Origin of the sequence: Nocardioides sp. CPCC 206347 (assembly GCF_048654605.1) — a bacterium.
Lineage (GTDB): Bacteria > Actinomycetota > Actinomycetes > Propionibacteriales > Nocardioidaceae > Nocardioides.
Window position 1 is genome coordinate 65,696 of sequence record NZ_JBMCYZ010000008.1, and the last position, 25,816, is coordinate 91,511.

30 protein-coding genes are annotated in these 25,816 nt (G+C 69.3%); 10 read left to right on the forward strand and 20 right to left on the reverse strand.

The window, feature by feature from the left end; genetic code table 11:
- Positions 1-7: 7 nt before the first annotated feature.
- Complete coding sequence (gene manA, locus ACOACQ_RS22265) at positions 8-1,189, forward strand: mannose-6-phosphate isomerase, class I (protein ID WP_378603758.1); 1,182 nt, start codon at positions 8-10, stop codon at positions 1,187-1,189.
- Between the two features lie 19 nt (positions 1,190-1,208).
- Here manA and ACOACQ_RS22270 read toward each other — a convergent pair whose 3' ends face one another.
- From ACOACQ_RS22270 to ACOACQ_RS22280, 3 genes are all read right to left on the reverse strand, one after another.
- Entirely contained in the window at positions 1,209-1,508 is a 300-nt protein-coding gene (locus ACOACQ_RS22270; protein ID WP_182377779.1) for a DUF2516 family protein, read from the reverse strand.
- 86 nt (positions 1,509-1,594) lie between these two features.
- Positions 1,595-2,152 (reverse strand): hypothetical protein, encoded by a 558-nt coding sequence (locus tag ACOACQ_RS22275; protein WP_378603753.1) that lies wholly within the window; start codon positions 2,150-2,152, stop codon positions 1,595-1,597.
- A gap of 5 nt (positions 2,153-2,157) precedes the next feature.
- Positions 2,158-2,589, reverse strand: coding sequence for a helix-turn-helix domain-containing protein (locus ACOACQ_RS22280; RefSeq protein ID WP_378603750.1), 432 nt, complete (start codon positions 2,587-2,589; stop codon positions 2,158-2,160).
- Between the two features lie 105 nt (positions 2,590-2,694).
- Here ACOACQ_RS22280 and cysC point away from each other — a divergent pair, with 105 nt between their 5' ends.
- Entirely contained in the window at positions 2,695-4,575 is a 1,881-nt protein-coding gene (gene cysC / locus ACOACQ_RS22285; RefSeq protein ID WP_378603747.1) for an adenylyl-sulfate kinase, read from the forward strand.
- Positions 4,572-5,573, forward strand: a complete 1,002-nt coding sequence (locus ACOACQ_RS22290) for a sulfite exporter TauE/SafE family protein (RefSeq protein WP_378603744.1) — start codon at positions 4,572-4,574, stop codon at positions 5,571-5,573. The genes cysC and ACOACQ_RS22290 overlap by 4 nt, the downstream gene beginning before the upstream one ends.
- A 6-nt stretch (positions 5,574-5,579) precedes the next feature.
- On the opposite strand, the gene ACOACQ_RS22295 is transcribed toward ACOACQ_RS22290, so the two are convergent.
- The 3 genes from ACOACQ_RS22295 to ACOACQ_RS22305 all read right to left on the reverse strand — a co-directional run bounded on the left by ACOACQ_RS22295 (position 5,580) and on the right by ACOACQ_RS22305 (position 7,901).
- Positions 5,580-5,717 (reverse strand): hypothetical protein, encoded by a 138-nt coding sequence (locus ACOACQ_RS22295; protein ID WP_378603741.1) that lies wholly within the window; start codon positions 5,715-5,717, stop codon positions 5,580-5,582.
- 107 nt (positions 5,718-5,824) lie between these two features.
- Positions 5,825-6,991: a nucleotide sugar dehydrogenase gene (locus tag ACOACQ_RS22300; RefSeq protein ID WP_378603738.1), complete on the reverse strand. Its 1,167-nt coding sequence runs from the start codon at positions 6,989-6,991 to the stop codon at positions 5,825-5,827.
- A 106-nt stretch (positions 6,992-7,097) separates the two neighbouring features.
- Positions 7,098-7,901 (reverse strand): DUF4143 domain-containing protein, encoded by an 804-nt coding sequence (locus ACOACQ_RS22305; protein WP_378603736.1) that lies wholly within the window; start codon positions 7,899-7,901, stop codon positions 7,098-7,100.
- Between the two features lie 99 nt (positions 7,902-8,000).
- Here ACOACQ_RS22305 and cysD point away from each other — a divergent pair, with 99 nt between their 5' ends.
- Positions 8,001-8,915, forward strand: coding sequence for a sulfate adenylyltransferase subunit CysD (cysD, locus tag ACOACQ_RS22310; protein ID WP_378603734.1), 915 nt, complete (start codon positions 8,001-8,003; stop codon positions 8,913-8,915).
- Positions 8,915-10,195, forward strand: a complete 1,281-nt coding sequence (locus ACOACQ_RS22315; protein ID WP_378603732.1) for a sulfate adenylyltransferase subunit 1 — start codon at positions 8,915-8,917, stop codon at positions 10,193-10,195. Before cysD ends, ACOACQ_RS22315 begins: the two co-directional genes overlap by 1 nt.
- An 87-nt stretch (positions 10,196-10,282) precedes the next feature.
- Here ACOACQ_RS22315 and ACOACQ_RS22320 read toward each other — a convergent pair whose 3' ends face one another.
- From ACOACQ_RS22320 to ACOACQ_RS22335, 4 genes are read right to left on the reverse strand one after another with little or no spacing between them, the layout of a single operon-like run.
- On the reverse strand, positions 10,283-11,260 hold the full coding sequence (locus tag ACOACQ_RS22320) for a YgfZ/GcvT domain-containing protein (protein ID WP_378603729.1): 978 nt from the start codon (positions 11,258-11,260) through the stop codon (positions 10,283-10,285).
- Complete coding sequence (locus ACOACQ_RS22325) at positions 11,257-11,733, reverse strand: adenylyltransferase/cytidyltransferase family protein (RefSeq protein ID WP_378603726.1); 477 nt, start codon at positions 11,731-11,733, stop codon at positions 11,257-11,259. Before ACOACQ_RS22325 ends, ACOACQ_RS22320 begins: the two co-directional genes overlap by 4 nt.
- Positions 11,730-12,179, reverse strand: a complete 450-nt coding sequence (locus ACOACQ_RS22330; RefSeq protein ID WP_420281186.1) for a Fur family transcriptional regulator — start codon at positions 12,177-12,179, stop codon at positions 11,730-11,732. The genes ACOACQ_RS22325 and ACOACQ_RS22330 overlap by 4 nt, the downstream gene beginning before the upstream one ends.
- 40 nt (positions 12,180-12,219) lie before the next feature.
- Complete coding sequence (locus tag ACOACQ_RS22335; protein WP_378603720.1) at positions 12,220-12,714, reverse strand: FABP family protein; 495 nt, start codon at positions 12,712-12,714, stop codon at positions 12,220-12,222.
- Positions 12,715-12,779: 65 nt separating this feature from the next.
- Here ACOACQ_RS22335 and ACOACQ_RS22340 point away from each other — a divergent pair, with 65 nt between their 5' ends.
- Genes ACOACQ_RS22340 through dtd form a run of 3 tightly spaced genes read left to right on the forward strand, consistent with a single transcriptional unit; the run spans position 12,780 to position 14,460 of the window.
- Entirely contained in the window at positions 12,780-13,142 is a 363-nt protein-coding gene (locus ACOACQ_RS22340) for a DsrE family protein (RefSeq protein ID WP_378603717.1), read from the forward strand.
- A gap of 26 nt (positions 13,143-13,168) precedes the next feature.
- Entirely contained in the window at positions 13,169-14,032 is an 864-nt protein-coding gene (locus tag ACOACQ_RS22345) for an SGNH/GDSL hydrolase family protein (protein ID WP_378603713.1), read from the forward strand.
- Positions 14,032-14,460, forward strand: a complete 429-nt coding sequence (gene dtd / locus ACOACQ_RS22350) for a D-aminoacyl-tRNA deacylase (protein WP_378603710.1) — start codon at positions 14,032-14,034, stop codon at positions 14,458-14,460. The genes ACOACQ_RS22345 and dtd overlap by 1 nt, the downstream gene beginning before the upstream one ends.
- 1 nt (position 14,461) lies before the next feature.
- On the opposite strand, the gene ACOACQ_RS22355 is transcribed toward dtd, so the two are convergent.
- The 6 genes from ACOACQ_RS22355 to ACOACQ_RS22380 form a co-directional block, all read right to left on the reverse strand.
- Positions 14,462-14,926 carry a DUF4395 domain-containing protein gene (locus ACOACQ_RS22355; protein WP_378603701.1) on the reverse strand — a complete coding sequence of 155 codons (465 nt, stop codon included), beginning with the start codon at positions 14,924-14,926 and terminating at the stop codon, positions 14,462-14,464.
- Positions 14,923-15,408: a TlpA family protein disulfide reductase gene (locus tag ACOACQ_RS22360; protein WP_378603698.1), complete on the reverse strand. Its 486-nt coding sequence runs from the start codon at positions 15,406-15,408 to the stop codon at positions 14,923-14,925. The genes ACOACQ_RS22355 and ACOACQ_RS22360 overlap by 4 nt, the downstream gene beginning before the upstream one ends.
- A 64-nt stretch (positions 15,409-15,472) precedes the next feature.
- Positions 15,473-15,781 (reverse strand): DUF1416 domain-containing protein, encoded by a 309-nt coding sequence (locus tag ACOACQ_RS22365; RefSeq protein WP_378603695.1) that lies wholly within the window; start codon positions 15,779-15,781, stop codon positions 15,473-15,475.
- Positions 15,781-16,629, reverse strand: coding sequence for a sulfurtransferase (locus ACOACQ_RS22370; protein WP_378603692.1), 849 nt, complete (start codon positions 16,627-16,629; stop codon positions 15,781-15,783). The genes ACOACQ_RS22365 and ACOACQ_RS22370 overlap by 1 nt, the downstream gene beginning before the upstream one ends.
- Positions 16,630-16,807: 178 nt before the next feature.
- Positions 16,808-16,888, reverse strand: a complete 81-nt coding sequence (locus tag ACOACQ_RS22375; protein WP_378603891.1) for a putative leader peptide — start codon at positions 16,886-16,888, stop codon at positions 16,808-16,810.
- Positions 16,889-16,966: 78 nt separating this feature from the next.
- Positions 16,967-18,790, reverse strand: a complete 1,824-nt coding sequence (locus ACOACQ_RS22380; RefSeq protein WP_378603689.1) for a DUF4012 domain-containing protein — start codon at positions 18,788-18,790, stop codon at positions 16,967-16,969.
- Positions 18,791-18,908: 118 nt separating this feature from the next.
- Here ACOACQ_RS22380 and ACOACQ_RS22385 point away from each other — a divergent pair, with 118 nt between their 5' ends.
- Positions 18,909-20,345, forward strand: a complete 1,437-nt coding sequence (locus ACOACQ_RS22385) for a polysaccharide biosynthesis tyrosine autokinase (RefSeq protein WP_420289306.1) — start codon at positions 18,909-18,911, stop codon at positions 20,343-20,345.
- Here the strand turns inward: ACOACQ_RS22385 and ACOACQ_RS22390 are convergent, their stop codons facing one another.
- The 3 genes from ACOACQ_RS22390 to ACOACQ_RS22400 all read right to left on the reverse strand — a co-directional run bounded on the left by ACOACQ_RS22390 (position 20,346) and on the right by ACOACQ_RS22400 (position 23,444).
- Positions 20,346-21,113 (reverse strand): class I SAM-dependent methyltransferase, encoded by a 768-nt coding sequence (locus tag ACOACQ_RS22390; protein WP_378603683.1) that lies wholly within the window; start codon positions 21,111-21,113, stop codon positions 20,346-20,348.
- Positions 21,114-21,198: 85 nt separating this feature from the next.
- Positions 21,199-22,443, reverse strand: a complete 1,245-nt coding sequence (locus ACOACQ_RS22395) for a glycosyltransferase family 61 protein (protein ID WP_378603680.1) — start codon at positions 22,441-22,443, stop codon at positions 21,199-21,201.
- Positions 22,440-23,444 (reverse strand): hypothetical protein, encoded by a 1,005-nt coding sequence (locus tag ACOACQ_RS22400; protein ID WP_378603677.1) that lies wholly within the window; start codon positions 23,442-23,444, stop codon positions 22,440-22,442. Before ACOACQ_RS22400 ends, ACOACQ_RS22395 begins: the two co-directional genes overlap by 4 nt.
- A gap of 219 nt (positions 23,445-23,663) precedes the next feature.
- On the opposite strand from ACOACQ_RS22400, the gene ACOACQ_RS22405 reads away from it, so the two are divergent.
- Positions 23,664-24,593, forward strand: coding sequence for a hypothetical protein (locus tag ACOACQ_RS22405; RefSeq protein WP_378603674.1), 930 nt, complete (start codon positions 23,664-23,666; stop codon positions 24,591-24,593).
- A 64-nt stretch (positions 24,594-24,657) separates the two neighbouring features.
- On the opposite strand, the gene ACOACQ_RS22410 is transcribed toward ACOACQ_RS22405, so the two are convergent.
- Positions 24,658-25,719 carry a sulfotransferase family protein gene (locus ACOACQ_RS22410; RefSeq protein ID WP_378603671.1) on the reverse strand — a complete coding sequence of 354 codons (1,062 nt, stop codon included), beginning with the start codon at positions 25,717-25,719 and terminating at the stop codon, positions 24,658-24,660.
- Positions 25,720-25,816: the final 97 nt, after the last annotated feature.

Sequence of the window (25,816 nt, forward strand, 5' to 3'; positions counted from 1 at the left end):
AGACGAAGTGTTCGCGCTCGCCTGTCACACCCAGAACTACGACTGGGGCTCCGCCGACGCCATCCCCGTCTTCCAGCGACGCCTCGGCTCCGGTGACCCCGTCGCCGAGGTCTGGATGGGAACGCACCCCTTGGGCACCGCCCGCGTCATCGACACCGAGGGCGTCGAGCGGCCGCTGACCGAGGTGGCCGGTGACCTCGGATTCATGCTGAAGGTCCTCGCGGCGGACCGGCCGCTCTCGATCCAGGTGCACCCGAACAGCGCGCGCGCCCAGGCCGGCTTCGCTGCCGAGGAGGCCGCAGGCATCCCCCTGGATGGCCCCCGGCGCGTGTTCAAGGACCCGCGCCCCAAGCCGGAGATGGTCTACGCCCTCTCCACCTTCGACACCCTCGTCGGCCTGCGCCGCACGTCCGAGATCGTGCGGGTGCTGCGCGCCCTGGAGCACCCGCTCACCAAGGAGCTGACCGAGAGCCTGCTGGACGACCCCGGCTTCGCCGGCATCATCCGGCTGATCGAGGGCCTGGTGACCAACCCGCCGTCCGCCGAGGTGGTGGGCGAGGTCGTGGCCGAGTGCCAGCGCGCCCTCGACAACGGACTCGACATCAAGCGGGCCTACGCCACCGCGGTCGAGCTCGCGCTCACCTCGCCCGGCGACGTCGGCGTCCTCATCGCGCTGCTGATGAACCGGTTGACACTGCAGCCCGGCGAGGCCGCCTACCTCGCCACCGGCATCATCCACGCGCACCTGAAGGGGCTCTGCCTGGAGGTGATGGTCGCCTCCGACAACGTCCTGCGGGCCGGCCTGACGACCAAGCACATCGACGCCGAGGGCCTGGTCCAGTGCCTCGAGGAAGGCACGTCCCGCGCCGCCCGGGTCGAGCCGCAGGTCGTGAACTACTCGACCGACGTGTTCATCCCCGGCCATGAGTTCGCGCTCTCGGTCACCCAGAGCTCACCCGCCGACCCCGCGGGCGTCGTGCTCCCTGCGGCCGGCGCACGTCTCCTCATCTGCACCGATGGTGCCGTCGCGGTCGTCAACACGCGCGGCGACATCCTCCGCCTCGAGCGCGGCGATGCGGCGTACGCCGAGGCGGCCGACGGCGCGCTCCGGGTGCTGGGCACCGGCGAGGTCGCCCAGGCGTTCGTGCCGAGCGACGGCGAGACCGGCCAGCTGTTCGACCTGCTGTGATCCTGGATTGGCCGAGCGGTTACCTGCGGCGCAGCCCGGCGAGCGCAGGTCGTACGTCGGCGAGGTAGACCAGTGCCGCGACGGTCATGGCGAGGTTCACGATCGAGAGGTTGATCGGCACCACCTGCAGCAGGACCCCGACACCGAGGATCGCGGTCCAGGTCGGCTTGGTGAGCTTGTCGGCCGCGACGTAGGACTCGCCGGAGTACAGCAGCGCGCTGACGAACGCGAAGATCTTGATCACCAGCAGCGCAAAGGCGATACCGATGTTGATCCAGACCTCGACGTCGCTGATGGCGCCTACGAATCCCCCACTCATGATGTCGCGATCCTAGCCGTCCCCCCGAAAACGACCACGACCCCGAAGCTCTCGCTTCGGGGTCGTGGTGAAAGTGGAGCGTCAGCTCACTTGGCAGCAGCCTTCTTGGCCGGAGCCTTCTTGGCGGCAGCCTTCTTCGCGGGAGCCTTCTTGGCGGCCGGCTTGGTCGCCGGAGCCTTCTTCGCGGCGGGCTTCGGGGTCGACTTGCGGAGCTTCACGACGACGCTCTCGCCGCGCTTGGCGAGGTCGGCGTACAGGGCGGTCGCGGTGGCGACGTTCTCGTCGACCTTCACCTTGACGGTGCCCTGGACCTTGGCCGGGAGGGCCTTGGCGTCGGCCTGGAGCTCGGCGAACTTCGCCTCGGCCTGGCTCTTGCGGTCAGCGAAGGTGCTGGTGGCGCGGTCCTGGAGGGTCTTCGCCTCGGGCAGCTCGAAGCCCTTGACGGTGCTCTGGACGTCAGCAACCCGAGCGGTCACCTTGGCCTGGACGTCGGCGACGTAGCCCTTGACCTTCTCGACGGCGAGGTCGGTCGCGCCGACACCGGCGTAGATCGGCTTCTGCGCGGCCTCGGGGACCTCGGGGAGGTCGATGGACTTGATGTCGATCGTGGGGATCTCGATCTTCGGGAGCTCGAACTTCGGCATTGCATTCACCCTTCGTTGGTGACGTTGTTGGGAATTTCCTGGGCAGCGATCGGTGCTTCGGCGGCGTCCGAGGGAGCTTCGGCCGCATTCAGCGCGAGGAAGGATGCATAGACGTCCAGCAGCGACTGCTTCTGGCGCTCGCTGAGGACGGTGTCGCCGAGGATGGCGAGTTCCACCGACCCGGCAAGGCCGTCCTCCGGGTTCAGGATTCCGGCCCGGATGTACAGCTGCTCTGCGGAGATCCGCAGCGCCTTGGCGATCTGCTGGAGCACCTCGGCGGACGGCTTGCGCAGCCCGCGCTCGATCTGGCTCAGGTACGGGTTGGAGACGCCGGCCTGGTCCGCGAGCTGCCTCAGCGAGAGCCGCGACGAGAGCCGCTGCTCCTTGAGGTAGTCGCCGAGGGAGCCGACGGTCTTCCCGACCTTGCCTTTTGCCATGTGCCCATAGTGCTAGCAATAGTTAGCAAACTGCAAGCACGCGGGACGTGAACTCCTTCACACTCGTTTCCCGAGCAACTCACTCAACTCTGTACGATCGCGGTTGTGTCGAGCCCGCCCGTTCCCCAGCACTGCCCCACGCCACGGGAGCTCGACGACCTCGAGCTGCTGACGTCCGGCGCCGCAGGTCCGATCGTCGGCTTCAACGAACCGGGCAGCCCGATCACGCTGGACCTGCCGGAAGCGCTGGCCCTCCACCTCGACGAAGGACACGAGGTCGAGCTCGTCGACCCCGAGGGCCTGCCCCTGGCCCGGATCGCCCAGACCCTGCGCGGCCTCAGCGTGACGCCCCTTGCCCACGCCCAGTTCGGCCCGTTCCGGCGGCTCTACCTGACGCCGGACCTCGCCCGCCTGACGTACGCCGGCCGGACCGTGGTGCCGGTGACCGACCTGGTCACCGACGCCCAGTTCGAGCAGCTGCGGACCCTCGGGCCGGTGCTGCTCGTCGCGCTCGTCGGCCGTGGCAGCACCGCGATCAACCCGGTCACGCTGCTGCGTGCCACCACCGAGGTCGCCGGCCTCATCGACGGCGCCGTGGTCGCCGTACCCCTCACCGTGCACGACACCGACGCCGACGCGGCGCTGCGCAGTTCGGTGCTGGCGGCGTACGCCGGCGCCGACCCCCTCGTCGAGCTCGTCCCGGGCGGCGCACCGCTGCCCGCCCTGGCCGAGATCAATGCCCAGGCCCACCCGGCCCCCGCCGAGCAGGGCCTGGTGCTCTTCTTCACCGGCCTCTCGGGCAGCGGCAAGTCGACGCTGGCCCAGGCGCTGATGGACCGCCTGCTGGAGCAGGGCCACCGATCGCTGACCAGCCTCGACGGCGACGTCGTCCGCCGCAACCTGTCGGCCGGCCTGACCTTCTCGAAGGCGGACCGCGAGACCAACATCCGCCGGATCGGCTGGGTCGCTGCCGAGATCGCCCGCCACGGAGGCGTCGCGGTCTGCAGCCCGATCGCGCCGTTCGACGAGACCCGCCAGCAGGTCCGCGCCATGGTCGAGGACGCCGGCGGTGCCTTCTTCCTCGTCCACGTCGCCACCCCGCTCGAGGAGTGCGAACGACGCGACCGCAAGGGGCTCTACGCCAAGGCCCGGCGCGGGGAGATCCCCGAGTTCACCGGCATCTCCTCCCCCTACGAGGAGCCCACCGACGCCGACGTCCGCGTCGACACGACCGGTCGCAGCATCGAGGAGGCCCTCGAGGACGTCACCCTCGCGCTGCGCGAGGCCGGGTACCTCGACGTCCGTCTCGACACTGCCGACCTGGTCGGATCCGGGTTCGCCACCACTGGCGCCTCCACCCCGTCGACCGAGCCCACCGCTCGTTCGAAGAGGGGACGGACGACCACCTCGACCACCAGCGCGGGTCCTGCCGAGAAGCCCCTCCGCGTCCTGTTCGTCTGTACGGCGAACATCTGCCGGTCGCCGTACATGGAGCTGCGGGCGCGATCGCTCCTGGGCCCCTCGACGCAGGTGGAGTTCATCAGCGCCGGCACGCACGGGTTCCGCGCGCACGAGGTGGATCGGACGATGGCCACCGTACTGACCGACCGCGGCGTCGGCCCGGACCTGCTCGCCGGCTTCGTGAGCCAGCCCTTGACGCGGGAGCTGATCGCCCAGGCGGACCTGGTCCTCACCGCGGAGTCCTCGCACCGGGCATTCGTGCTCGAGGAGGCTCCCGAGGCCTTCCGCAAGGCCTTCACCCTCGGCCAGTTCGCGGAGTCGATCGACCGGGTCGGTGCCTCGTTGACCGGAGCAGCACTGGTGACCGCGGTGGGCCACCGGCGGGCCGGAGCCGTCGACGCCCACGACATCCGCGACCCCTACCGACGCGGACGGGCCGCCGCCGAGGCATCGGCCGACCAGATCGACTCCCTCCTCCAGGCCGTGCTCCCCCGCCTGACCAGTGCCACGACAGGAAACAAATGAGCGAGTGGATCACCCTGACGGCCCTCTCGATCATGGTCGCCGGGTTCCTCGTCGGCATCGTGGTGGGACTGACCGGCATGGGTGGCGGCGCCCTGATGACGCCCGCGCTGATCTTCCTCGGCGTCGGCCACACCTCCGCGATCGTGACCGCCGACCTCACCGCGGCAGCGATCTACAAGACCGGCGGCGCGATCACCCATGCCCGCGAGGGATCGCCGAACTTCCGGCTGGCCGGCTGGTTGATCGCCGGTTCGGTGCCGATGGCGTTCGTGGGGCCGTACCTCGCGAGCGCGCTCACCGATGATCCGGAGCAGCTCGAGAAGACGCTCAAGCTCTGCATCGGCATCGCGCTGCTGTTCGCCGCGTCGACGTACGCGCTCCGGATCTACATCAACCTCCGGCGGGTGGAACGCGGCGGCGTCCAGCCCGACGACGATCCGCGCATCCGTCCGCTCCCGACGCTGCTGGTCGGGATGCTCGGCGGGCTGCTCGTCGGCGTGACCAGCGTCGGCTCGGGATCGGTCATCATGATCGCCCTGCTCATGATGTACCCCGGGCTGTCGGCCCTCCGGCTCGTCGGCACCGACCTCGTGCAGGCGGTCCCGCTGGTCCTCAGCGCCGCCCTGGCCAACATCGCGATCCATGGCCTGGACTGGGCCCTGCTGATCCCGCTGGTGATGGGCTCGGTCCCAGGCACGTTGCTCGGGTCCCGGCTCGCGCCGCGGGTGCCTCAGTCGTTCATCCGGCGCGGCATCGTGATCGTCCTGACCATGTCCGGCGTCGCCCTGCTCTTCAAGGCCGGCCTGCACCCGTTCGGCGAGGGCCACGAGACGCTCGAGGCCATGCTGGTCGGGGGCATCGGCCTGGCCATGCTGGTCCTGGTGCCGCTCGTCTGGGGCATGATCCGCAAGCGGCACGGCATGCCGATGTTCGGCGCACCGACGGTCGCCGAGATCGAGGCGCTCCGTCCCGGGGACAAGGCGCCGGAACCCGCCTGACCCGGGTCAGCGCGTGACGGGTGACAGCGGGAGAGGGTCGCCCTCGAAGTGGAACGGCTGCGCAGCGGCAGCGTGGGCAAGTCCAAAGGTCACCGCGGCCGCGGCAGCGACCCAGACGGCTCCGACACCCAACAACATCTCCATGGCTGACCACCTCTCTCCTCCAAGGTAGCCCGCGGTTCCGAACGAACCCATCAGCCGATCGGTGCGTCCCGGGATGGTTCTTTCGCACTAGGTCGGGCGGGACCCGGTCAGTCGCGCCCGTAGATGTCCCTCGTGTAGACCTTGGCGGCCACGTCGTCGAGCAGCTCGCACCGCCGGTTGGTGATGATCACGTCGGCCTTCGCCTTGAACTCGTCGAGGTCACCGATGACCTTGGAGTTGAAGAACCGCTTCTGGTCGAGCTCCGGCTCGAACACGATCACCTTCACGCCGCGCGCCTTGATCCGCTTCATCACGCCCTGGACCGCGGACTCGCGGAAGTTGTCGGAGCCCGCCTTCATGGTCAACCGGTAGATGCCGACGACCTTCGGGTCGCGGCGCAGGACGTCGTCGGCGATGAACTCCTTGCGGGTGGTGTTCGCCTCGACGATGGCACTGATCAGGTTCTGCGGCACCGACTGGTAGTTCGCCTGGAGCTGCCGCGTGTCCTTGGGCAGGCAGTAGCCGCCGTACCCGAAGGACGGGTTGTTGTAGTGCCCGCCGATCCGCGGGTCGAGGCCGACGCCCTCGATGATCTGGCTCGTCGCGAGCCCGTGGGTCGCGGCGTAGGTGTCGAGCTCGTTGAAGTACGCGACACGCAGCGCGAGATAGGTGTTGGCGAAGAGCTTGATCGCCTCGGCCTCGGTCGACCCCGTGAACAACACGGGCACGTCCTCGTCGAGCGCGGCCTGCACCAGCAGCTTGGCGAACAGCCGACCGGGCTCGGTGTCCGAACCGATCACGATCCGCGACGGGTGGAGGTTGTCGTGGAGCGCCCTGCCTTCGCGCAGGAACTCGGGGCTGAACAGGATGGAGGCACCGGGGTGCTGGTCGCGAAGCGTGTTCGTGTACCCGACCGGCACCGTCGACTTGATGACGATCGTCGCCGCGGGGTTCGCGGCGAGCGCATCGGCCGTGACCTTCTCGACGGTGCTCGTGTCGAAGTAGTTGGTCTCGGGGTCATAGTTCGTCGGCGTCGCCACGACGACGTACGACGCATCGGCGTACGCCGCCGTGCGGTCGCGCGTCGCGCGCAGTGACAGGCCGCCCCGGGCGAGGTACTCCTCGAGCTCGAGGTCGACGATGGGCGAGCGCCCCTCGTTGACTGCCGTCACCCGGGCCGCATCGACGTCGAGGACCGTGACGTCGTTGAACCGGGACAGCAGCACCGCATTGGAGAGTCCGACGTAGCCGGCTCCGACCACAGTGATCTTCATGCTTCCGACGGTGAGCGGCTCCCCTGAACGACCGTGTACGTCGACGTGAAGGGCACGTGGCGGCCAGACACACGCTCGGCGGCACCTCGGCGGCACCTCGGCGGCCTCAGCGGCGGGGCCCCGACTGGTCCCACTCCCACAGGCACGAGATCGGCAGGCCCCACATGCCCGGCCGCTGCTGGTGGCCGCGGGGCGCCGTGTTGAGCACGATCCCGCCACGGAAGCGGGATCCGGCGCGGGCGGCGAGCGCCTCGAGGGCATCGAACTGGTGCGGCCGGAAGCTGCTCGCGGTGCGCACCTCGATGCCGTAGACGCTGTTGTCGGGGAGCTCGATGACCAGGTCGACCTCGAGTCCGTTGCGCTCGCGCAGGTGGCTCACCCGGTGCTCGACGGCGCTCCCCGGCTGCTGGCGGAGCAGCTCGGCCGCGACGATGCCCTCCAGGAACGGAGCCAGCCGGCTGCGGCCCTGGAACGCGAGAAGGTCCTCCGCCGGCACCCCGGCGACGTGGCGTGCGACGGCCGGGTCCTCGAACACCACCCGCGGGCGGCCGATCGCACGCTTCGCGACCGGGGAGCGACAGCCCGGCACCAGGCGGACCAGGCCGAGCTCGACGAGGACGTCGACGTACGGCGAGAGGGTGGTCGCCGGGATCCCGGCAGCGGCCGCCACCCGGGCCTTGTTGAGCTCCGCGGACGGCGGATCGGCGAGGGCCGAGACCAGGGCCAGCACCCGGGCCGGATCCACCCGACGCAGCGACCGCGCCCGGCGGTGGGCGAGGCGGTGGAGGTCACGCGAGATGCCGTCGCGCGGGGCCAGCAGGTCGACGTACTCCGCGACGCCCCAGCGGGACCGGACCTCGCCGGGGACCGAGGCCCGGGAGCCCAGACGGGCGAGGAAATCGGCGGCCACGGCCCGGAGTCTAGAAGACTTCCGCCTCAAACTCGTAGATTTGTCTACGGCAAGGTCGTTGATGTCTCGCTGACAGGCGCTGCATGGCACGATGCGCGGGTGACTCAGACACGTACCGACTACCGCCTGAGCCAGCTGGACCAGCTGGAGGCCGAGTCGATCCACATCTTCCGCGAGGTCGCGGCCGAGTTCGAGAAGCCGGTTCTGATGTTCTCGGGCGGCAAGGACTCCATCGTGATGCTCCGCCTGGCAGAGAAGGCGTTCTTCCCGGCGAAGATCCCCTTCTCCATCCTGCAGGTCGACACCGGCCTGGACTTCCCCGAGGTCATGGAGACCCGGGACCGCTGGGTCAGCCGGCTCGGCGTGAACCTCGTGGTGGCGAGCATCGACGACGCCATCAAGAACGGGATCATCCCCGACGCCGCGAAGATCAGCCGCAACCGGCTCCAGATCCCGACCCTGCTCAACGCGATCGAGGAGAACGGCTTCACCGCCGCCTTCGGTGGCGGCCGGCGTGACGAGGAGAAGGCCCGCGCCAAGGAGCGCGTCTACTCCCACCGCGACGAGTTCGGCCAGTGGGACCCGAAGATGCAGCGCCCCGAGCTGTGGAGCCTCTACAACGGCCGCCTCCACGAGGGCGAGCACATGCGGATCTTCCCGATCTCGAACTGGACCGAGCTGGACGTGTGGGACTACATCGGTCGCGAGGAGATCGAGATCCCCAACATCTACTTCAGCCACCAGCGTCGGGTGTTCCAGCGCGACGGCATGTTGATGAGCGAGACCCCGCTCAACCCGCTGCGGGACGGCGAGGTCGTCGAGGAGCGCACGGTCCGCTTCCGGACCTGCGGCGACATCACGCTCACCGGCTGCGTGGAGAGCACTGCCTCCACGATCGCCGAGATCATCGACGAGGTCGCCGTGGCCAGGAAGACCGAGCGCGGCGCCACCCGTGGCGACGACCGGTTCTCCGAGGCAGCCATGGAAGACCGCAAGAAGGAAGGCTACTTCTGATGGGCATCGACACCACGCGGGACACCACGCACCGCATGGACCTGCTGCGCTTCGCCACGGCCGGTTCGGTGGACGACGGGAAGTCGACCCTCATCGGGCGCCTCCTGCTCGACTCGAAGGCGATCTTCGAGGACCAACTCGAGGCCGTCGAGGCCACGTCGCAGTCCAAGGGCTACGACTACACCGACCTGGCGCTGCTGACCGACGGCCTGCGTTCCGAGCGCGAGCAGGGCATCACGATCGATGTCGCCTACCGCTACTTCGCGACGCCGAACCGCAAGTTCATCATCGCCGACACCCCGGGCCACGTGCAGTACACCCGCAACATGGTCACCGGCGCCTCGACCGCCGACCTCGGCCTGGTGCTCGTCGACGCCCGCCAGGGCCTGACCGAGCAGTCCCGGCGCCACGCGGTGATCCTGTCGCTGCTCCGGGTCCCGCACCTGGTGCTCGCGGTCAACAAGATGGACCTCGTCGGCTACGACCAGAAGGTGTACGACGACATCTACCGCGAGTTCACGCAGTTCGCGACCAAGCTGAACGTGCCGGACCTCGAGGTCATCCCGATCTCCGCGCTCTCCGGCGACAACGTCGTGCACCGCTCGGAGAACATGCCGTGGTACTCCGGTCCCACGCTGATGCACCACCTCGAGCACGTGCACGTCGCCTCGGACCGCGACCTGATCGACGCCCGCTTCCCGGTGCAGTACGTCATCCGGCCCAAGTCCGACGAGTTCCACGACTACCGCGGCTACGCCGGACAGGTCGCCGGCGGCGTCCTGAAGCCCGGTGACGAGGTCGTCGTACTCCCGTCGGGCATGACGTCGAAGATCTCGAAGATCGACCTCTTCGACGAGGACATCGCCGAGGCGTTCCCGCCGATGAGCGTGACCGTGCACCTCGAGGACGACGTCGACGTCTCGCGCGGCGACATGATCGCCCGCGTGAAGAACGCGCCGACGCCGACCCAGGACATCGACGCGATGATCTGCTGGATGACGAATGCGCCGCTGCAGCCGCGTCAGAAGCTGGCGATCAAGCACACGACGCGCACGGGCCGCGCCCTGGTGAAGGACATCCAGTACCGCCTGGACGTCAACACCCTGCACCGCGACCTGGAGACCAAGGAGCTCGGCGTCAACGAGATCGGTCGCGTCACGCTGCGCACGACGGTGCCGCTGCTCGTCGACCCGTACTCGAAGAACCGCACCACCGGCTCCTTCATCCTGATCGACGAGGCGACCGGCATCACCGTCGGCGCCGGCATGATCAACGGCTGACGACGAGGCACTTCCTGCGCCTGTTGGGGGTTGCAACCCCCGACCGGCGCAGGAATCCCCGGGCGCCCGGGGATTCCTGCACCACCGTCAGCGCTGCGGACGGAAGTGCAGCCCGACCTCGGGGTCGACGAGGACCTCCTGCGAGGCCTGGAGGCCGTCGACCTCCAGTTGCGCGGCGATGTCGGTGTTGCGCTTGAGGAGCGCCAGGGCGATGGGCCCCAGCTCGTGGTGGCGGGCCGAGGTGCCCACGGTCCCGATCACGCGGCCACCCTCCGCCGGGACGATGTCGGCGCCCGGCTCGGGCAGCCGGTTCTCCGAACCGTCCAGGTGCAGCAGGGTCAGGCGGCGCGGGGGACGCCCGAGGTTGTGCACGCGCGCGACCGTCTCCTGCCCGCGATAGCAGCCCTTGTCCATGTGGACGGCCGACCACGGCTCGTCGCTCGCCAGCCAGCCGACCTCGTTCGGGATGGTGCGATCGTCGGTGTCGAGGCCGAAGCGCGGCTCACCCCGCTCGATCCGCAACGCCTCGAAGGCCCAGAAGCCCGCAGCCGGCCCCGCCGCTTCGGCGTACGACGCCAGCTGCTCCCGCGGCACGAGGTCGTACTTGCCGGACGGCCGCCACGCCACGGCGAGGTCGGACGTCAGGTCGCTGATCTCGACGCGGCTCATGAACTTCATCCGCTCGAGGTGCGCGACCAGTGCGGCCGCTCGCCCGGGCTCGGTGTGCGCCGTGAACGCCTCGCCGTCGTCGACCCCGGCGAAGGCGTGCTCCACGTGGCCCTGCGGGCTCAGCACGAGGGCGTTGATCCAGCGGCCCGGCTCGAGGCCCTCGAAGAACTGGGTGGTGAGGGCGTGCAGCCAGGTCAGGCGGTCCGGGCCACTGATGCGCAGGACGTCGCGGTGCGACAGGTCGACGAAGCCCTCACCGGCAGCGAGCGCGCGCTGTTCGCCGAACAGGCTGCCGTAGTGGGCTGCGACGCCGGCATCGATGCCGTTGCCGGCCACGGCACCCGGAAGGGCGAGGAGCGGGCTGGCGGGGGCGGGTGGGCCGCTGGCGGCAGTCATGTGAGATCCCTGTAGTGCTCGAGGAGGCGGGTGAGCGTGCCCAGCGCCGTCTGCATCTCCTCGATGTGGATCGGGTCGAGGGTGCGCAGCATTTCCTTGATGTCCGTGCTGGACACGCCGGAGGTGCGGGGCAGGTACTTCACTTCACAAACGTCGGCGAGGTCGTCGAACTTCCCGGCCCAGTCATCGCCCATCACGAAGACGTCGACACCGTGCTCGACGATGTCGTCGCGCTTCTGTTCCCACGAGCCCTCCGGGATCACCAGGTCCACGCCCCGGATCGCGCCGACGATGGCCGCGCGGTCGTCGTACGACACGACCGACTTCTTGCCCTTGCCTGCGTTGAACTCATCGGTGGAGACCCCGACGATGAGCCGGTCCCCCAGCGCAGCCAGCCGCTCGATGAGGCGCAGGTGGCCGATGTGGAACAGGTCGAACGTGCCGTAGGTCAGCACGGTCCGTGGGGCGGTCATCGGGACTCTCCTTCGCAGGTGGCACAGCGGCCGAAGACAGTGAGGTGCCCGAGGTCGGGGGTGAAGCCGCGTGCGGCGAGGACCTCCACGAACGGTGCCGCCTCGGCGGTGTCGATCGACGTGACGCCCTGGCAGTTCCGGCAGACCAGGTGGAAGTGCTCGTGGCCCCGGGTCGAGTGGTACGTCGGTGCCCGGTCGGAAAGGTGCGCGTGGCGGACCAGGCCGATCTCCTCCAGCACCTCGAGGGTGCGATAGACGGTGGAGGCGTTCACGGCACTGGCCGTCACCTGGACCCGGGCAAGCACCTCGTCGGGCGTCGCGTGGCCGAGCTCGTCGACAGCGGCCAGGATCAGCTCGCGTTGCGGGGTGAGGCGGTAGCCACGGTCACGGAGGGCGGAGCGCCAGTCCTGGTCTCGAGACGGTTGCTGCGCAACCTCCTCGACCACCGTGGCCTGCTTCGTGGCGTCCTCGACCCTCGGTGGCTGATCAGGCACGCTGGAGCCTCGCCCAGAGGTGGGGCTGCAGGGCCTGGCCCATCGCGGCCATGTCGAACGCGTAGAGCAGGTCGCCTTCGACGTTGCCGTAGAGGCGCCGACCGGCGGAGTACTCCTTCGCGGTCTCGGTGCGGGCCACGGCGTCGGTGACCATCTCGAACTTGCCGTTGCTCGCCTCGGCCGTCCAGATCTCCGCGATCCCCGTGTTGTGGGTCAGCAGAACCTCGAACTTGCCGTCGCCGACCGCGCGGATGAAGCCGGTCTCGATGGCCGCATCGCGCACCTTCTCCCCTGCCTCGTCGATGATCCAGGCGCGCGCCATGTAGTGGAAGAACGGGCGGCCGTCGTGGGTGAAGATCAGTTCCTGGCCGAACTCGAACTTCTCGATCGTCGGGTAGTCGCCGTGGCCGTTGCCGCGCCAGGTGCCGAGCATCCACGCGATGGGACCACAGTTGGGGTGCAGGTTCTCGGGAAGTTCGAAGGCCACGGCGTCAGTCTAGGTGCGCGGGCTCGGGGCCCTGAACGGACGGGAAGGTCTCTAGGCTGGTCCCCATGGCACGCGAGCTGGTTGTGAAGGTCACCTGTGGCGTAGATGAGCCCGAACGGTGCAACCAGGGCTTCACGGTTGCGGCGACCGCGGCCGCGTCCGGGGTCCCCGTGTCGCTGTGGCTGACCGGCGAGGCCGCGTGGCTGGCGGTGCCGGGCCGCGCCGCCGAGCTCGACCTGCCGCTCGCCACCCCGATCGCCGACCTGCTCGACGCCGTGCTCGCCACCGGCACCGTCACGGTGTGCGCGCAGTGCGCCGCACGCCGGTCGCTCGGCGTCGAGGACCTGGTCGAGGGCGTCCGGATCGCCGGGGCCCCGGTCTTCGTCGAGGAAGCGATCCGGGACGGCGCACAGGCGCTGGTCTACTGATCGACGTGCCCGCCTATGCTTCGCGCGTGGCGCGTCTCCCTGCTCTCGTGCTGGCTCTCGGTCTCGCCGGAGCCAGCCTCTCGGCCTGCGGCCCCGACGAAGGCAACGACGACCTCGACGACCCGGTGCGGAAGTACGTCGCCATCGGCGACTCCTACACGGCTGCGCCCGGCATCGGCAGCACCGACGTCGACGACGGCTGTCTGCGGTCGGCGAACAACTACCCCCGCCTGGTCGCGGCGAAGCTCGAGCTCAACCTGAGCGACGCGAGCTGCTCGGGCGCGACCTCGGACGCGGTCGAGGGGAGCCAGACGAACGGCGTGGGCAACCTCGAGCCGCAGATCAGCACCGTCGACGACGACACCGACGTCATCACCGTGGGGATCGGCGCCAACGACTTCAACCTGATCGGCCGGATCGTGGTGGGCTGTCCGAACCTCGCCCGCCAGGACCCCGACGGACAGCCCTGCACCGATCTCGACGCGCTCACCGGGGCGAACCGCGTCGAGAGCCGCCTGGGCGAGGTGGAGGACCACCTCGTCGGGGTCATCGACGCCCTGAAGCAACGGGCACCCGACGCGCAGATCCTCGTCGTCGGCTACCCGCAGATCTTCCCTGCCACCAAGGGGTGCGAGGACCTCCCGTTCGCGAGCGGCGACATCGCCTTCGCCCGCTCCTTCAACATCGGCCTGAACGCTGCGCTGTCGTCGGCCGCGAAGGAGACCGACGTCGACTACGTCGACGTGTTCGCTGCGACCGAGGGCCACGACATCTGCGGCGAGGAACCCTGGATCGCGGGCCCGAAGGTGGACGGCAAGGGGCTCGCCTACCACCCCTACGCCCCTGAGCAGGAGCTCATCGCCCGCCTGGTGACCGACGCACTGAGCTGATGCGCGCCGTCCTGCAGCGGGTCTCCTCCGCCTCGGTCGTCGTCGACGGCGCGGTGGTCGGTGCGATCGACGTACCCGGCCTGCTCGTCTACCTCGGGGTCACGCATGGCGACGGGCCGGCCGAAGTTGCGTGGATGGCCCGCAAGATCGGCGATCTCCGCATCCTCGACGACGAGAAGTCGATCAGCGAGGTCGGCGCCCCCGTCCTGGTGGTCTCGCAGTTCACCCTGTACGGCGACGCCCGCAAGGGCCGCCGACCCACCTGGATCGCCGCAGCGCCGGGCGCCGTCAGCGAGCCGCTGTACGAGGCGGTGTGCGCAGCGCTCGAAGCCGCGGGCACGCACGTCGAGCGGGGTGTGTTCGGCGCCCACATGGAGGTGTCGTCCGTGAACGACGGGCCCTTCACCGTCGTCCTCGAGACGCCCTGAATCAGGCTGTACGACGGGTCAGGCGCAGGCCGAGCAGGTACATCTCGCAGCCGAGGCAGAACGCGAAGACCGCGTTGAGGAACGCGGCGATCACGGCGAACCCGGCGAAGACCTGACCGAGCAGCACGGCGCCGGTTGCGAACCCGACCGTCGCACCGACCGCGAACACCAGGCCGACGGCCTGGGCGAAACGCGGCGGAGTCGGGTCCTCGAGCTCGGTCGGCAACGAGAGCCGCGGCCGGATCACGCTCCGGAAGAACAGCCCGGTCGGCGTCCTCTGCACGCCGAGTCCGGCACCGATGGCGAAGAACACGGCCTGGACGCCCGTGATGATCGCGGCGACACCGGGCGCAGACTCCGAGAGCAGCAGTGCCACGGCGAAGATGACGAGGGTGACCGACGCGGTGAACCGCGGGCCGCGCGGGTCGATGCCCCGGACAGTCGTTCGGGTCTCGGTGCTGGTCATGAGGTCTCCCGGGAGCTGGCTGGAAGGGCGGCGAGCACCTGCTCGCGGCGGGGTGCGCCGGCGGCTCGGGTGAGTTCGTTGCCGTCAGCGTCGAGGATCAGGGTGGTCGGCGTACGACGGATGTCGAGGGCCCGGACGAGCGAGAGATGTTCCTCGGCGTCGATCTCCAGGTGGGCCACGCCGTCGTACCGGTCCGCGACGTCGGCGAGCACGACGCGGGTGGTGCGGCAGGGAGCGCAGAACGCACTGGAGAACTGCACGAGGGTGGCCTGCTCCCCCAGTTCGGCGGAGGGCAGCGCGGCGGCGACGGAGGACCACGCCGTGGCGTCGTCTCGAGACGGTTGCAGGGCAACCTCCTCGACCAGCGGTGACGTTCCTGCCTCGTCGACCGGGCCGAAGCGGCCGTCGACCCGGCGCCGGTGCAGGCCGAAGGCCACCGCCACGAGGACGGCGAGCACGAGGATCAGCAGACCGGGGTTCACAAGAGGCTCCAACGCCGACGGCGGCTCCCGGATTCCGGAAGCCGCCGTCGGTTCGTCATGGGGATCAGATGTTGATCTGGACCTCGGCGACCGAACCGGTCGCCGCCTGGACGACCCGGTCGACCGGGTCGGCCTTCGGAGCCAGGGTGCGCAGGGTCCACTCGCCGTCGCCGGCGAAGAAGCGGAAGTGGCCCGTCGCGGAGGTCGGGACCTCAGCGGTGAACTCGCCGCTCTTGTCGAGCAGACGGACGTAGGCACCGGAGACCGGCGTGGCCTCGTCGCCCGTGCCCCGCAGGACCTGGCCCTGGATGACAGCTTCCTTGGTGACGTTGACGCCCTCGAGGGACAGGCCGCCGATGACCGCGCCGCACATCAGGCGACACCCGGCTCGTCACCGAGAGCGATCGGAACACCGACGAGGGAGCCGTACTCGGTCCACGAGCCGTCGTAGTTCTTGACGTTCTTCTTGCCGAGCAGCTCCTGCAGCACGAACCAGGTGAGCGAGGAACGCTCACCGATGCGGCACAGGGCGATGGTGTCGAGCGACTCGTCGAAGCCGACCTCGGCGTACAGCTCCTGCAGGTCCGCTTCGGACTTGAAGGTGCCGTCGTCGTTCGCGTTCTTGCTCCAGGGCACGTTCACCGAGGTGGGGACGTGGCCGGCGCGCTGCGACTGCTCCTGCGGGAGGTGGGCCGGGGCGAGGAGGCGGCCGGCGTACTCGTCGGGGCTGCGGACGTCGACGAGGTTCTGCACGCCGATCGCGGCCACGACCTCGTCACGGAAGGCGCGGATCGCGGTGTTCTGCTCCTGGGCGACGTAGGTGGTCGCGGCGCGGGTGGGCAGCTCGTCGGTCAGCTCGCGGCTGTCCAGCTCCCACTTCTTGCGGCCACCGTCCATGAGCTTGACGTCGTTGTGGCCGTAGAGCGTGAAGTACCAGTAGGCGTAGGCAGCGAACCAGTTGTTGTTGCCGCCGTACAGGATCACGGTGTCGTCGTTGGAGACGCCGCGGGCCGACAGCAGGGCCTCGAACTGCTCCTTGTTGACGAAGTCGCGACGGACCTGGTCCTGGAGGTCGGTGGTCCAGTCGAGCTTGATCGCGCCGGCGATGTGGCCCTTGTCGTAGGCGGTGGTGTCCTCGTCGACCTCGATGAGAACGACGTTCGGGGTGTTGAGGTTGTCCTCAACCCACTGGGTGGAGACGAGCGAGTTCTCGCGGCTCATGGTGATTCCTTCTGGGTGGTTGCGATGTAAGGCGGACATGCGTCTGGGTCCGGCGGCATGCCGGGGAGGCGGGGCCCTTGGAGGACACGCCGGGGCTGCGTGAGTACGGCGGCGCCAAGCCCGTGCCAGGAAAGGCAGAACGGCTTGGCCCTGAACGCTCAGGCTGGGAAGGGCCCCGTCAGCAGGGTCGACAGAGTGCCGAGCTGACGCGGCAGTTGTCCACCGCGCGCCGCTTGGTCAGCAGCAGGATTGTCGACATGGAGAGGAGCGTATGCGCTTTCCTCGACGCACCACACCTCGGTCTCGCATTACGAGACGAGTGTCCAATTGTTGAGACTCAACGAATCCGGCAGGCGGAGTTGACGGTCCCGTTGGAGCTGCCGACGAAGGCGCCGGGGGTGACAGCGAGGTCGACATCTCCCTCCTGACCGGGGCCGCTGCGCATCACGAAGTCGACACGGTGGCGGCCCTGCGGCTCCAGCTGCACGCCGATCCGCGCGAGCGACCTGCCGGCGAGGTCCTCGATGACCGGGTTCACCACCCGCTGCCCGTCGATCGACAACGAGGTGATCGTCCCGCCAACCGGAGACGTCACGTAGACCACGAGCAACTGGTGGCCCGGCTCGACCCGCTGGCCGGGGAACCCCTGTCCCGTGATCGCGGCCGGCAAGTCCTCCGCGTTGACGGGCGTGTCGCTGTGGAAGTTGATGGAGCCGGCCAGGTCCTGACGCCCGCCGATGCACGAACGCGGGACCACTTCGGCGTCGTACTTGAGGTAGTACTGCATCTTCGTCGGCCCGCCGTCGTTGATGTAGACGCCGACCTGGGGCTGGTCCCCTGCCTCGTCGGAGAACTCGCCCGCGATCGTGGTGCCGTCGATCTCGGCCTGGCTCTCGGGCTCGAAGCTGTGCATCCGGATCCGGCCCTCCATCACCCCTGCGACCAGCCCGCGGATCGACTCCGTCGTGTCGCCTCGACCGGCGGTCAACGCATCGAAGACGGCCTCGGAGACGGCCTGCTGGTAGTCGCTGTGGACCTCGCGGTCGTTGGTGAGCCGGTAGACCTCGTTCTCCACCGCCCCGACGACGTTCCTGGCGGCCACGGGTGGGTAGCCGGGCACAGCAACCGGGCCGGTGCCGCGCAGGAGATAGGACACCGCCACCGGGTCGAGGAAGAACATGCCGTCGAGGCGGCCACCGACCTCGCGCTCCCACCGCGCCCGGATGATGCCGGCCGACCGGACGAAGTCCGGCGTCAGGGTGGCGTTCACCGGACCGTTGGCCAGCGTCAGGCCGAAGATACGGCGCTCCTCCGGGGTCAGCTTCACCACCGGTGCGGGGTTGCGGCCCAGGTCCGCCATGTCGGCCTGCTCGACGATGTCGACCTTGCCGTCCTTCATCCGGACCAGCGACAGGGCACCGGGAAGACCGCCGCCACTGCGCAGCTCGGCGTTGTTCTGCAGGACCATCAGGTAGAAGCGCGGGCGGTCGGTCCCCATCATCCGCGGAATGATCTTCGCTGCGCGGTACGTCGACCCAAGGGTCGTGCGCGCATCGGTGACCAGGCTCCGGAGCTCGTCGTACCGCTCCCGGACGGGACCGACGAAGTGGCTGGAGTCGATCCTCTCGAGGGCGCTCGCCGCGTCATCGAACGCAGCCTCGCTCTGCCGGGCCGGTCCGACCATCCCCTCGATCTGGTCGATGGGGAAGACACCGTTGACCGGCTGGAAGGACTCGGCCTGCACCAGCTCTGCGGCCTCGGCGACCGGAGGAAGGCCGTCGTGCCCGATGTCGGCGAGCACCCGGGCGGCGGTGGCGATGCCCTCGGCATCGTCGCCGAGCAGCGGGACTGCCTCGAACAGCATCCAGGTGAACCCGGACGTCCGCGAGGCGGCGGTGTCGGCCGCTTCCTGGTAGCGCTCGGTCGCCCGCTGGACACCGTCGGCGTCGCCGCGGACGAGCGCTGCGCGCAGGATCTGTGCCTGGCGGTCGACCTCCTGGAGGTGCCGGGCTGCGGACACCGCCACCCACACGCTCCAGACCAGCCCCAGGGCGAGGACACCGAGGAGGACGAGGGTGGACCTGCGCCGGAGCAGACGACGCAGCTTCCGGCCGAACCGTTGCAGGCGGGTACCACGACGACGGCGCACCTCAGGCGACATCGGACCGCCCATCCGCCATCAGTTGAACCCCTCTTGCATGTCGCACGACCGACCGACCCTCGGCCAGCCTAACGGGCCGCGGAGGTCGTCCACGTAGGATCACGACGTTGTTGACAGCGTGCATCGTCATAGCAAGGACGGGGTCTTGGACTTCAAGCAGTTTCTGATGGTGTTGCGACGTCGCTGGATAAGCGTCGCAGCACTGGTACTCGTGGCACTCGCTGCGAGTTCGGCCATCACCTTCACCCGCACGCCCGCCTACGAGTCGCGCGCCCAGGTCTTCCTGACGGTCGACGTCCGGGACACCACCGACGCCTACGCCGCGTCGCTGTTCGCCTCGGGCCGCGCCAGCGCGTACGCCGACCTCGCCAGCAGCACCGAGCTCGCGTCCCGGGTCATCGACCAGCTGGGACTCGACCTGACGTCGGAGCAGCTCGCGTCCCGGATCAAGGCCGAGGTCGTCGAGTCGACCTCGCTGATCGAGCTCCGCGTGAAGGACACCGATCCCCAGCGGGCGCAGCTGATCGCCGAGGTCGTGACCAACGAGTTCACCAAGTACGTCGAGGACCTCGAGGCGCCCACCGAGGGCAGCGCATCCCAGATCAGGGTGCGGGTCACCGACGAGGCCACGCTCAACCGCTCGCAGGTGAGCCCCGACGTGCTGCTGAACCTGGTCGTCGCGGGTCTGATCGGCCTGCTGGTCGGTGTGGCGCTCGCTGTCGCCCGCGACCTGCTCGACCGCACGATCCGCACTGCGGACGACGTCGCCGAGCTGACCGAGTCGCCCGTCCTGGCCAGCATCGGCTTCGACGGCGACATCAAGTCGGCGCCGCTGCTGACCGACCTCGGTGGCTTCGCAGCCCGCACGGAGGCCTTCCGCCTCCTGCGGACCAACCTGCAGTTCATCGACCTCGACCACCAGCCGCGGTGCATCGTGATCACCAGCGCCGTGCCCGGTGAGGGCAAGACGATGACGTCGACGAACCTCGCCGTCGCGCTGGCCCAGACCGGTCGCAACACGCTGATCATCGACGCCGACCTCCGCCGGCCGCGGGTGGCCAGCACGCTCGGCCTCGACCCGGCCATCGGCCTGACGACCGCACTGGTCGGCAAGACCGAGATCCACGACGCCATCCAGGTCCACGAGGCGAGCGGCCTGCACGTGCTCGCCAGTGGCGCCAAGCCGCCGAACCCGACCGAGATCCTGCAGTCGAAGATCACCCAGGACCTGATCAAGCGCCTGCGGTCGTCGTACGACATGGTCATCATCGACGCCCCGCCGCTGCTGCCGGTCGCCGATGCCTCGGTGCTCGCCAAGCTGGCCGACGGCGTCATCGTCGTGGTCCGCCACGGCCGGACGACCAAGGACCAGGTCAACGAGGCGATCAACCGCCTCGGCCAGGTCGGCGGCCGCCTCTACGGCGTCGTGGTCAACATGGTCGCCAAGCGTGCCGTCGGCTCGTATTACTACTACTACTACGAGGAGTCCAGCCCGGCTGGACGCCAGGCGACCGGCAAGTCGTCGTCCTCGTTGAGCGGACGCCGGAAGGCCTGATCAGGCCTTCTTGACGAAGATCATCAGCGTCGGCGCCAGCCGCGGCGGGGTCAACCGGTCCACGAACTGGGCCATCCGCCAGGCCGGCGCTGCGTGGCCGAAGTACGTCGGCTCCGAGGCGTGTCCGTAGACGACCAGCTCGTTCGGCTCCGGGAACAGCCGCTTGAGGTGCTTGCGGGTGTTCATGCTGTAACGGACCGGGAAGACGTCCTCTGCCTTGCGCTCGGGCTGGAGCTTCCGCAACACCTTCGTGTGCAGGTCGTTCGGCACCGCGCGGGCGCCGATCCCGATCATTCCCCACTTGTTCGGGGTCCGGGCAGCGAACCATCCGCCGGGCTTGAGGACACGGAGCAGCTCGCTGGCGACCTGCCCGGCGTCCTCCTCGGCCACGTGCTCCAGCACGTGGTCAGCGATGACGACGTCGAAGGACTCGTCCTCGAATGACAGCTTCTCGCCCGGTGTGATCACGTGGGCACCGGCCAGCGTCTTGTTCTCGAGCACGACCGGGTCGACGTCCACGCCGTAGACCTCGCCCACCCGCTCGTGGAAGGCCCGCAGCCGCTTGTGCAGGGCCGGGAGGGGCTCGGTGGCCCACAGGCCCCGGCCCGCGCCGAAGTCGAGGACCCGGCTGTCGGGCTCGAGCAGCGCGTTGACGCGGGTGTAGAACTCGATGAACCCGTCGTGACGGGTGTAGCCGCCCGCCCGGACCTCGGGGTACAGCCGGCTCAGGGTCGGGCCGGGCCGGAACGCGTCATCCGGTGCAGTCATCTCGTTGCCTTCACTTCTCGCGGCGCACCAGGAGTACGCCGATAGGGGGTCGAGGATAGGGGGTGCCGGTGCGAGACCCGAGGGCTCATCGGGGTTCACCGGCGATCAGGGCGTCGAGTGCGTCGAGCACCCGCGCCGGTGGAATCGACACATCGTCCAGATTGCCGGCGTTGGGCCCGTTCTGGCCGTTCCCGCCGTCGGCCACGAGGTAGCGGTAGTCGGCATCGATGGCCTGGCAGATCGCCCACAGGCCCAGGTGGACATAGGTGCCGGGGAACATCTCGAGCACCTTCACGCCGGCCGGCGAGAAGGTGACGTTGCTCAGGCCCGCACCGTGCGGGGCCAGGATGACCTCGGCCCCGTGGAACAGGTCGATCTGTTCCTGCACGCTGAAGGTGCCCGGGTCGATCATCGTGAAGCCACGGCGCTCGAGCTCGGGCCACAGCTCGGCTTCCTGGACGTAGCGACGGGTGCGCGGCGTCGTACCCCGGGTGATGTAGAGGCGTCGCGGCGCGTCCGGGCCACCGGCACCGGCGGTGGGCCGCAGCCGGTCGCGCAGCCACGCGACGGAGGCCGGGGGTGCCTGCAGAGCCCAGTTCGGGTTGCTCGGCACCAGCAGCCGGTCGGCCGAGACCGTCCGGCCGCGCTCCGGCTGGATCAGTCGCCCCTCGACGCCGGCGAGCTCCAGCAGCTGGCGCTGGTAGCGGGCCTTGTGGGACACGACCACGGCGTCGTACTTCTCGCCGGGCAGGCTGTCCTCGAGGACGCTCAGGCGGGCGATCGCGTCGTAGAGGAAGTGGTAGTAGTTCTCGCTCGTGCCGCGGGTGGTCAGGCTCAGGACCGTGCCGTCGACGTGTTCGACCGGGCCGAGCGTGGGACGCAGGAAGATCGGGTGCTCGCGCCAGTCGAACACCCCGAAGTACGTGCTCGTCTCGTGGTCGAGGACCTTGCCCGGGGTGGTGGTTGCCCCGTAGTCACCGGTCAACCGGCCGCCGGCGACCTCGAGGGTGAACGTCGCCGGCACGGTCACGGCCGGCACGGTGGGGCTCGGCACGGTGGCTTCGCGGACCGCTTCGAACAGCCAGTGCGCTGCCGGCCGGCCCACGGTTGCCGAGCGAACCAGCGGCACCTCCGGTCGACCCGGGTGCACGACGATGCCCGGCTCCCCCGCCGCGGTGTCCACCGAGCGCTCGGTGGCCCTCAGCGGCACTCCCCGACTGCCCAGCAGCCGGGACACCGCCCGGAAGAGATGTCCGAACAGACGGGTGAGCGCCCGGTGCAGGCGCTTGAAGAACGGCCACCAGGGCCGCAGCACGGAGGGAAGGCTCACCGGGATCCCAACCTGCTGACGAAGCGTTGCGTGGCAATCGCCGCCCGGCTGTTGATCACGGACCGGCCGACGTGGCGCACCCGTGGCGACCTCACCAGCCGACGGGCCAGCATCGCTCCACGCCCACCGACGCGGCTGAGCGCCATCTCGAGCTCACGCTCGACCTCCACGTTGAGCGCAACCGAGGTGGGGTGCTTCAGCGGGAACCGGACCTCCTCGGCGGCGTGGTCGCGGCGGCCCTCCGCGACGCCATGGGTGGCGTCCTCGCCCCAACCGACGTTCTCCACCATGTTGACGGCCGGGGAGAGCGCGAACCCGCCCAGGCTGATCATGGTGATCCACCAGTGCTTGTCCCAGCCGTGGGCGATGGTGTCGGTCGAGGCGACCGCATCAGCGAAGTGGTGCTGCCCCGACCGGGTGACCAGCATCCCCGGTTGCGGGACCCACGGCACGGTGCGCACGGGCAGGTCATCGTCGACGTGGTCCCGCGGGAACAACGTGCGGTGCCGCTGCCAGCGATCGGCCCACGTCGCCCAACCCCACACACTCGCCCACGCCGTGAACGCGTAGCTGTCACCGTCGAAGAGCCGGGCCGGAACGCCGAGCCCGCTGCCGGAGACCTGCCACACGCGCGGATCGTCGCGATACCGGTCGAGCAGTTCCGCGGCGTAGCGGAAGAACGACGGCGTCGCCTCGCAGTCGTCCTCCAGCACGATCGCGCTCTCGACCTGGGAGAACAGCCAGTCCAGGCCGAGCTCGACATTCGCTTCGAGGCCGAGGTTCTGGTCGGCGTACCGACGGTGGACCTCGCAGGGCCAGTCGATGTCGTCCAGCACCGCGCGCGTCGCGGCGCACTTCGCCGCGTCATCGGGTCGGGACGTCCTGGGACCGTCGACGATGAGATAGAGCTCGGCGGGTCGGGCCGACCTGATCACGGCCAGCGTTCGTGCTGTCAGCTCTGGCCGATTGAAGGCGATCAGTGCCACGGGAGTGGTGAACAAGCGGGTCCTCGAATTGGGCGTGATCCGTGCGGGGGGCCATCGGACGACGACATTCCACCAGATCCCGCTCATGTTCGTGGCCGGGTCCAGTTACAGTTTCGCCTCGTGCCCCCGATTTCCCCCACACTTGCCCGTGCCTGGCTCCGCCGTCACGCCAAGTCGAGCGCCGCGCGCGCAGGTTTCATGGTCAGTCGGATCGACGAAGACGGTCGGAGGGCCGTGGCTGTCAGTCACAACGACGCGGTCAGCCTCCCCGCAGGCAGCGAAGAGGCCCTGCGCCAGGACAATCCGCGACTCGTCGAGCTGCAGGCGACGTACGACAGCCTCGACGTCGCGGCAGCGGTCCACACGCAGTGGCGCCGCTCGTTCCTCAACAAGAACCTCTCGCTGGCCTGGTTCCGTGGCGACAACGCCTACGTGTGGCAGTTCCGGCAGCTCGGGAACGCCGTCCGGATCCGGATGTACCTCGCGATGCTCGACGTCCTGGAGCGCGACTCCCTCGGCCTGTTCGACAAGGTCTCCGAGGACGGCCTGTTCGGTGCGTTCACGTTCGAGTTCGGCGACCGGCCCTCGGTCAGCCGCGACCTCCTCGACAGCATCAACGAGATCAACTACCTCAACGACCAGATGGGGCTGGCCTCCATCAAGGGCCTGCGCGTGCTCGACATCGGCGCCGGCTACGGCCGTCTCGCGCACCGGATGTCCACCGCGCTCCCGAACCTCGAGGCCTACGACTGCATCGACGGCGTCGCGACGTCGACGTTCCTGTGCGAGTACTACACCGGGTTCCGGGCCCTCCCGCCGTCGGTCCGCGTCGTTCCGCTGGACCAGCACGAGAAGCTCAACGAGCGGTACGACGTCGCCGTCAACATCCACAGCTTCTCGGAGTGCTCGCACGTTGCGATCCAGTGGTGGCTGGACCGGATCGCCGAGCGCGACATCGAGTGGCTGCTCATCGTTCCGAACACGCCCGACGAGCTGCGCAGCACCGAGGCGGACGGCAGCATGAAGCCGTTCCGCCAGGACGTGCTCGACCGTGGTTACGAGCTGGTCGACGACCGGCCGATCCACCAGTCCGACGAGCTCCGTGAGCTCATCGACCTGCACGACCGCTTCTACCTGTTCCGCAAGGTCAAGCAGCCCAGCTGATTCCGGCTGGTCCCGGCCAGTGCTGATGCCCCGTCAGGTTCGACCTGACGGGGCATCTGCGTTCCTAGATCGACCAGGTGGCGAAGGACTGGCCGGTCAGCTGGCGGAACCGGTCGGCCTCGGGCTTGAGCGCGGCCTCGAGCGAGGCGCGCAGGCCGGGGTCGAGCATCGGGACCTCGAGGCGGGCGCCGGTCCGCTTCCAGGCAAGGTGGCTGATCGCGCCGCGCGGTCCCGCGGGCATCCACTGGGCGGCCCGTCCCAGTGGTCCGCGACGGATCTTCAGGAGCCAGTCGGGCAGCGCGCGCCGGTCCTCGCGCACGTTGAACCGGACGAAGTCCTCAGCGCTCGCTTCGGGGCGCTCCAGCTCGAGGAAGTCGAAGATCCGGCCCATCGTGCCGACCACGTCACTGGCGAGATCGGCGAGGTCCAGCACGAGGATCCTGTCGCGGTCGAAGCGGCGCAGGTAGTCCTCGAGCTGCGTGGCGTAGCGGCTCGAGTCGATCAGCCCGTTGGTCCGGTCCTCGGGGTCGGCGAGCTCCTCCTCCAGCGTCCGGGTGGTGGCGCGCCACTGCAGCTGTTCGACGTACTCCGCCACCAGCCGCTCGATCGGGTCCCGCACCAGGTAGATCAGCCGTGCTTCCGGGATGAGGTCGGCCATCCGGTCGACCACGCCGGGGAAGCAGGCCGCCTTCGTGTAGAACGGGGTGGACTCGGCCCGGTAGCGGGTGCCGGTCTGGAACTGGTCCTGGTAGGCACCGATCCAGGAACGGTGATCCGGGTCGGTGAAGAACCGCATCTCCTTGTCCACGGACACCGAGATCTCCGGATGGACGTCCAGGTAGTTGTGCACGCTGGTGGTGCCGGCCTTCATCGCCCCGATGACCACGAGGTTGGGCAGCCGGTCGGGATCGGGATCGACGGCAACCGCGTCCCCGCGCGCCTGGCGCTGGCGGGCCGGGATCCGCACCGAGCAGTTCGCGCAGGCGTCGAGTCCGTTCGCGTCCGCGGCCACCGTCCAGCCATTGGCGCGCAGGCCCTGCGGGGTGTTGATCGTCAGATTGGGGGGCGTGCAGACGTCACACTGCATCGAGACGTAGCCGTGAGTCAGGCGTGCGAGAACGGTCATGGACGGTCTGCACAACAGTGGGGAGAGGGCGACACGCCGCACACCATAGCCGCACGACGACGCAGGTTTGGGCCACTCCCGCAGACCCGGCCGGGGC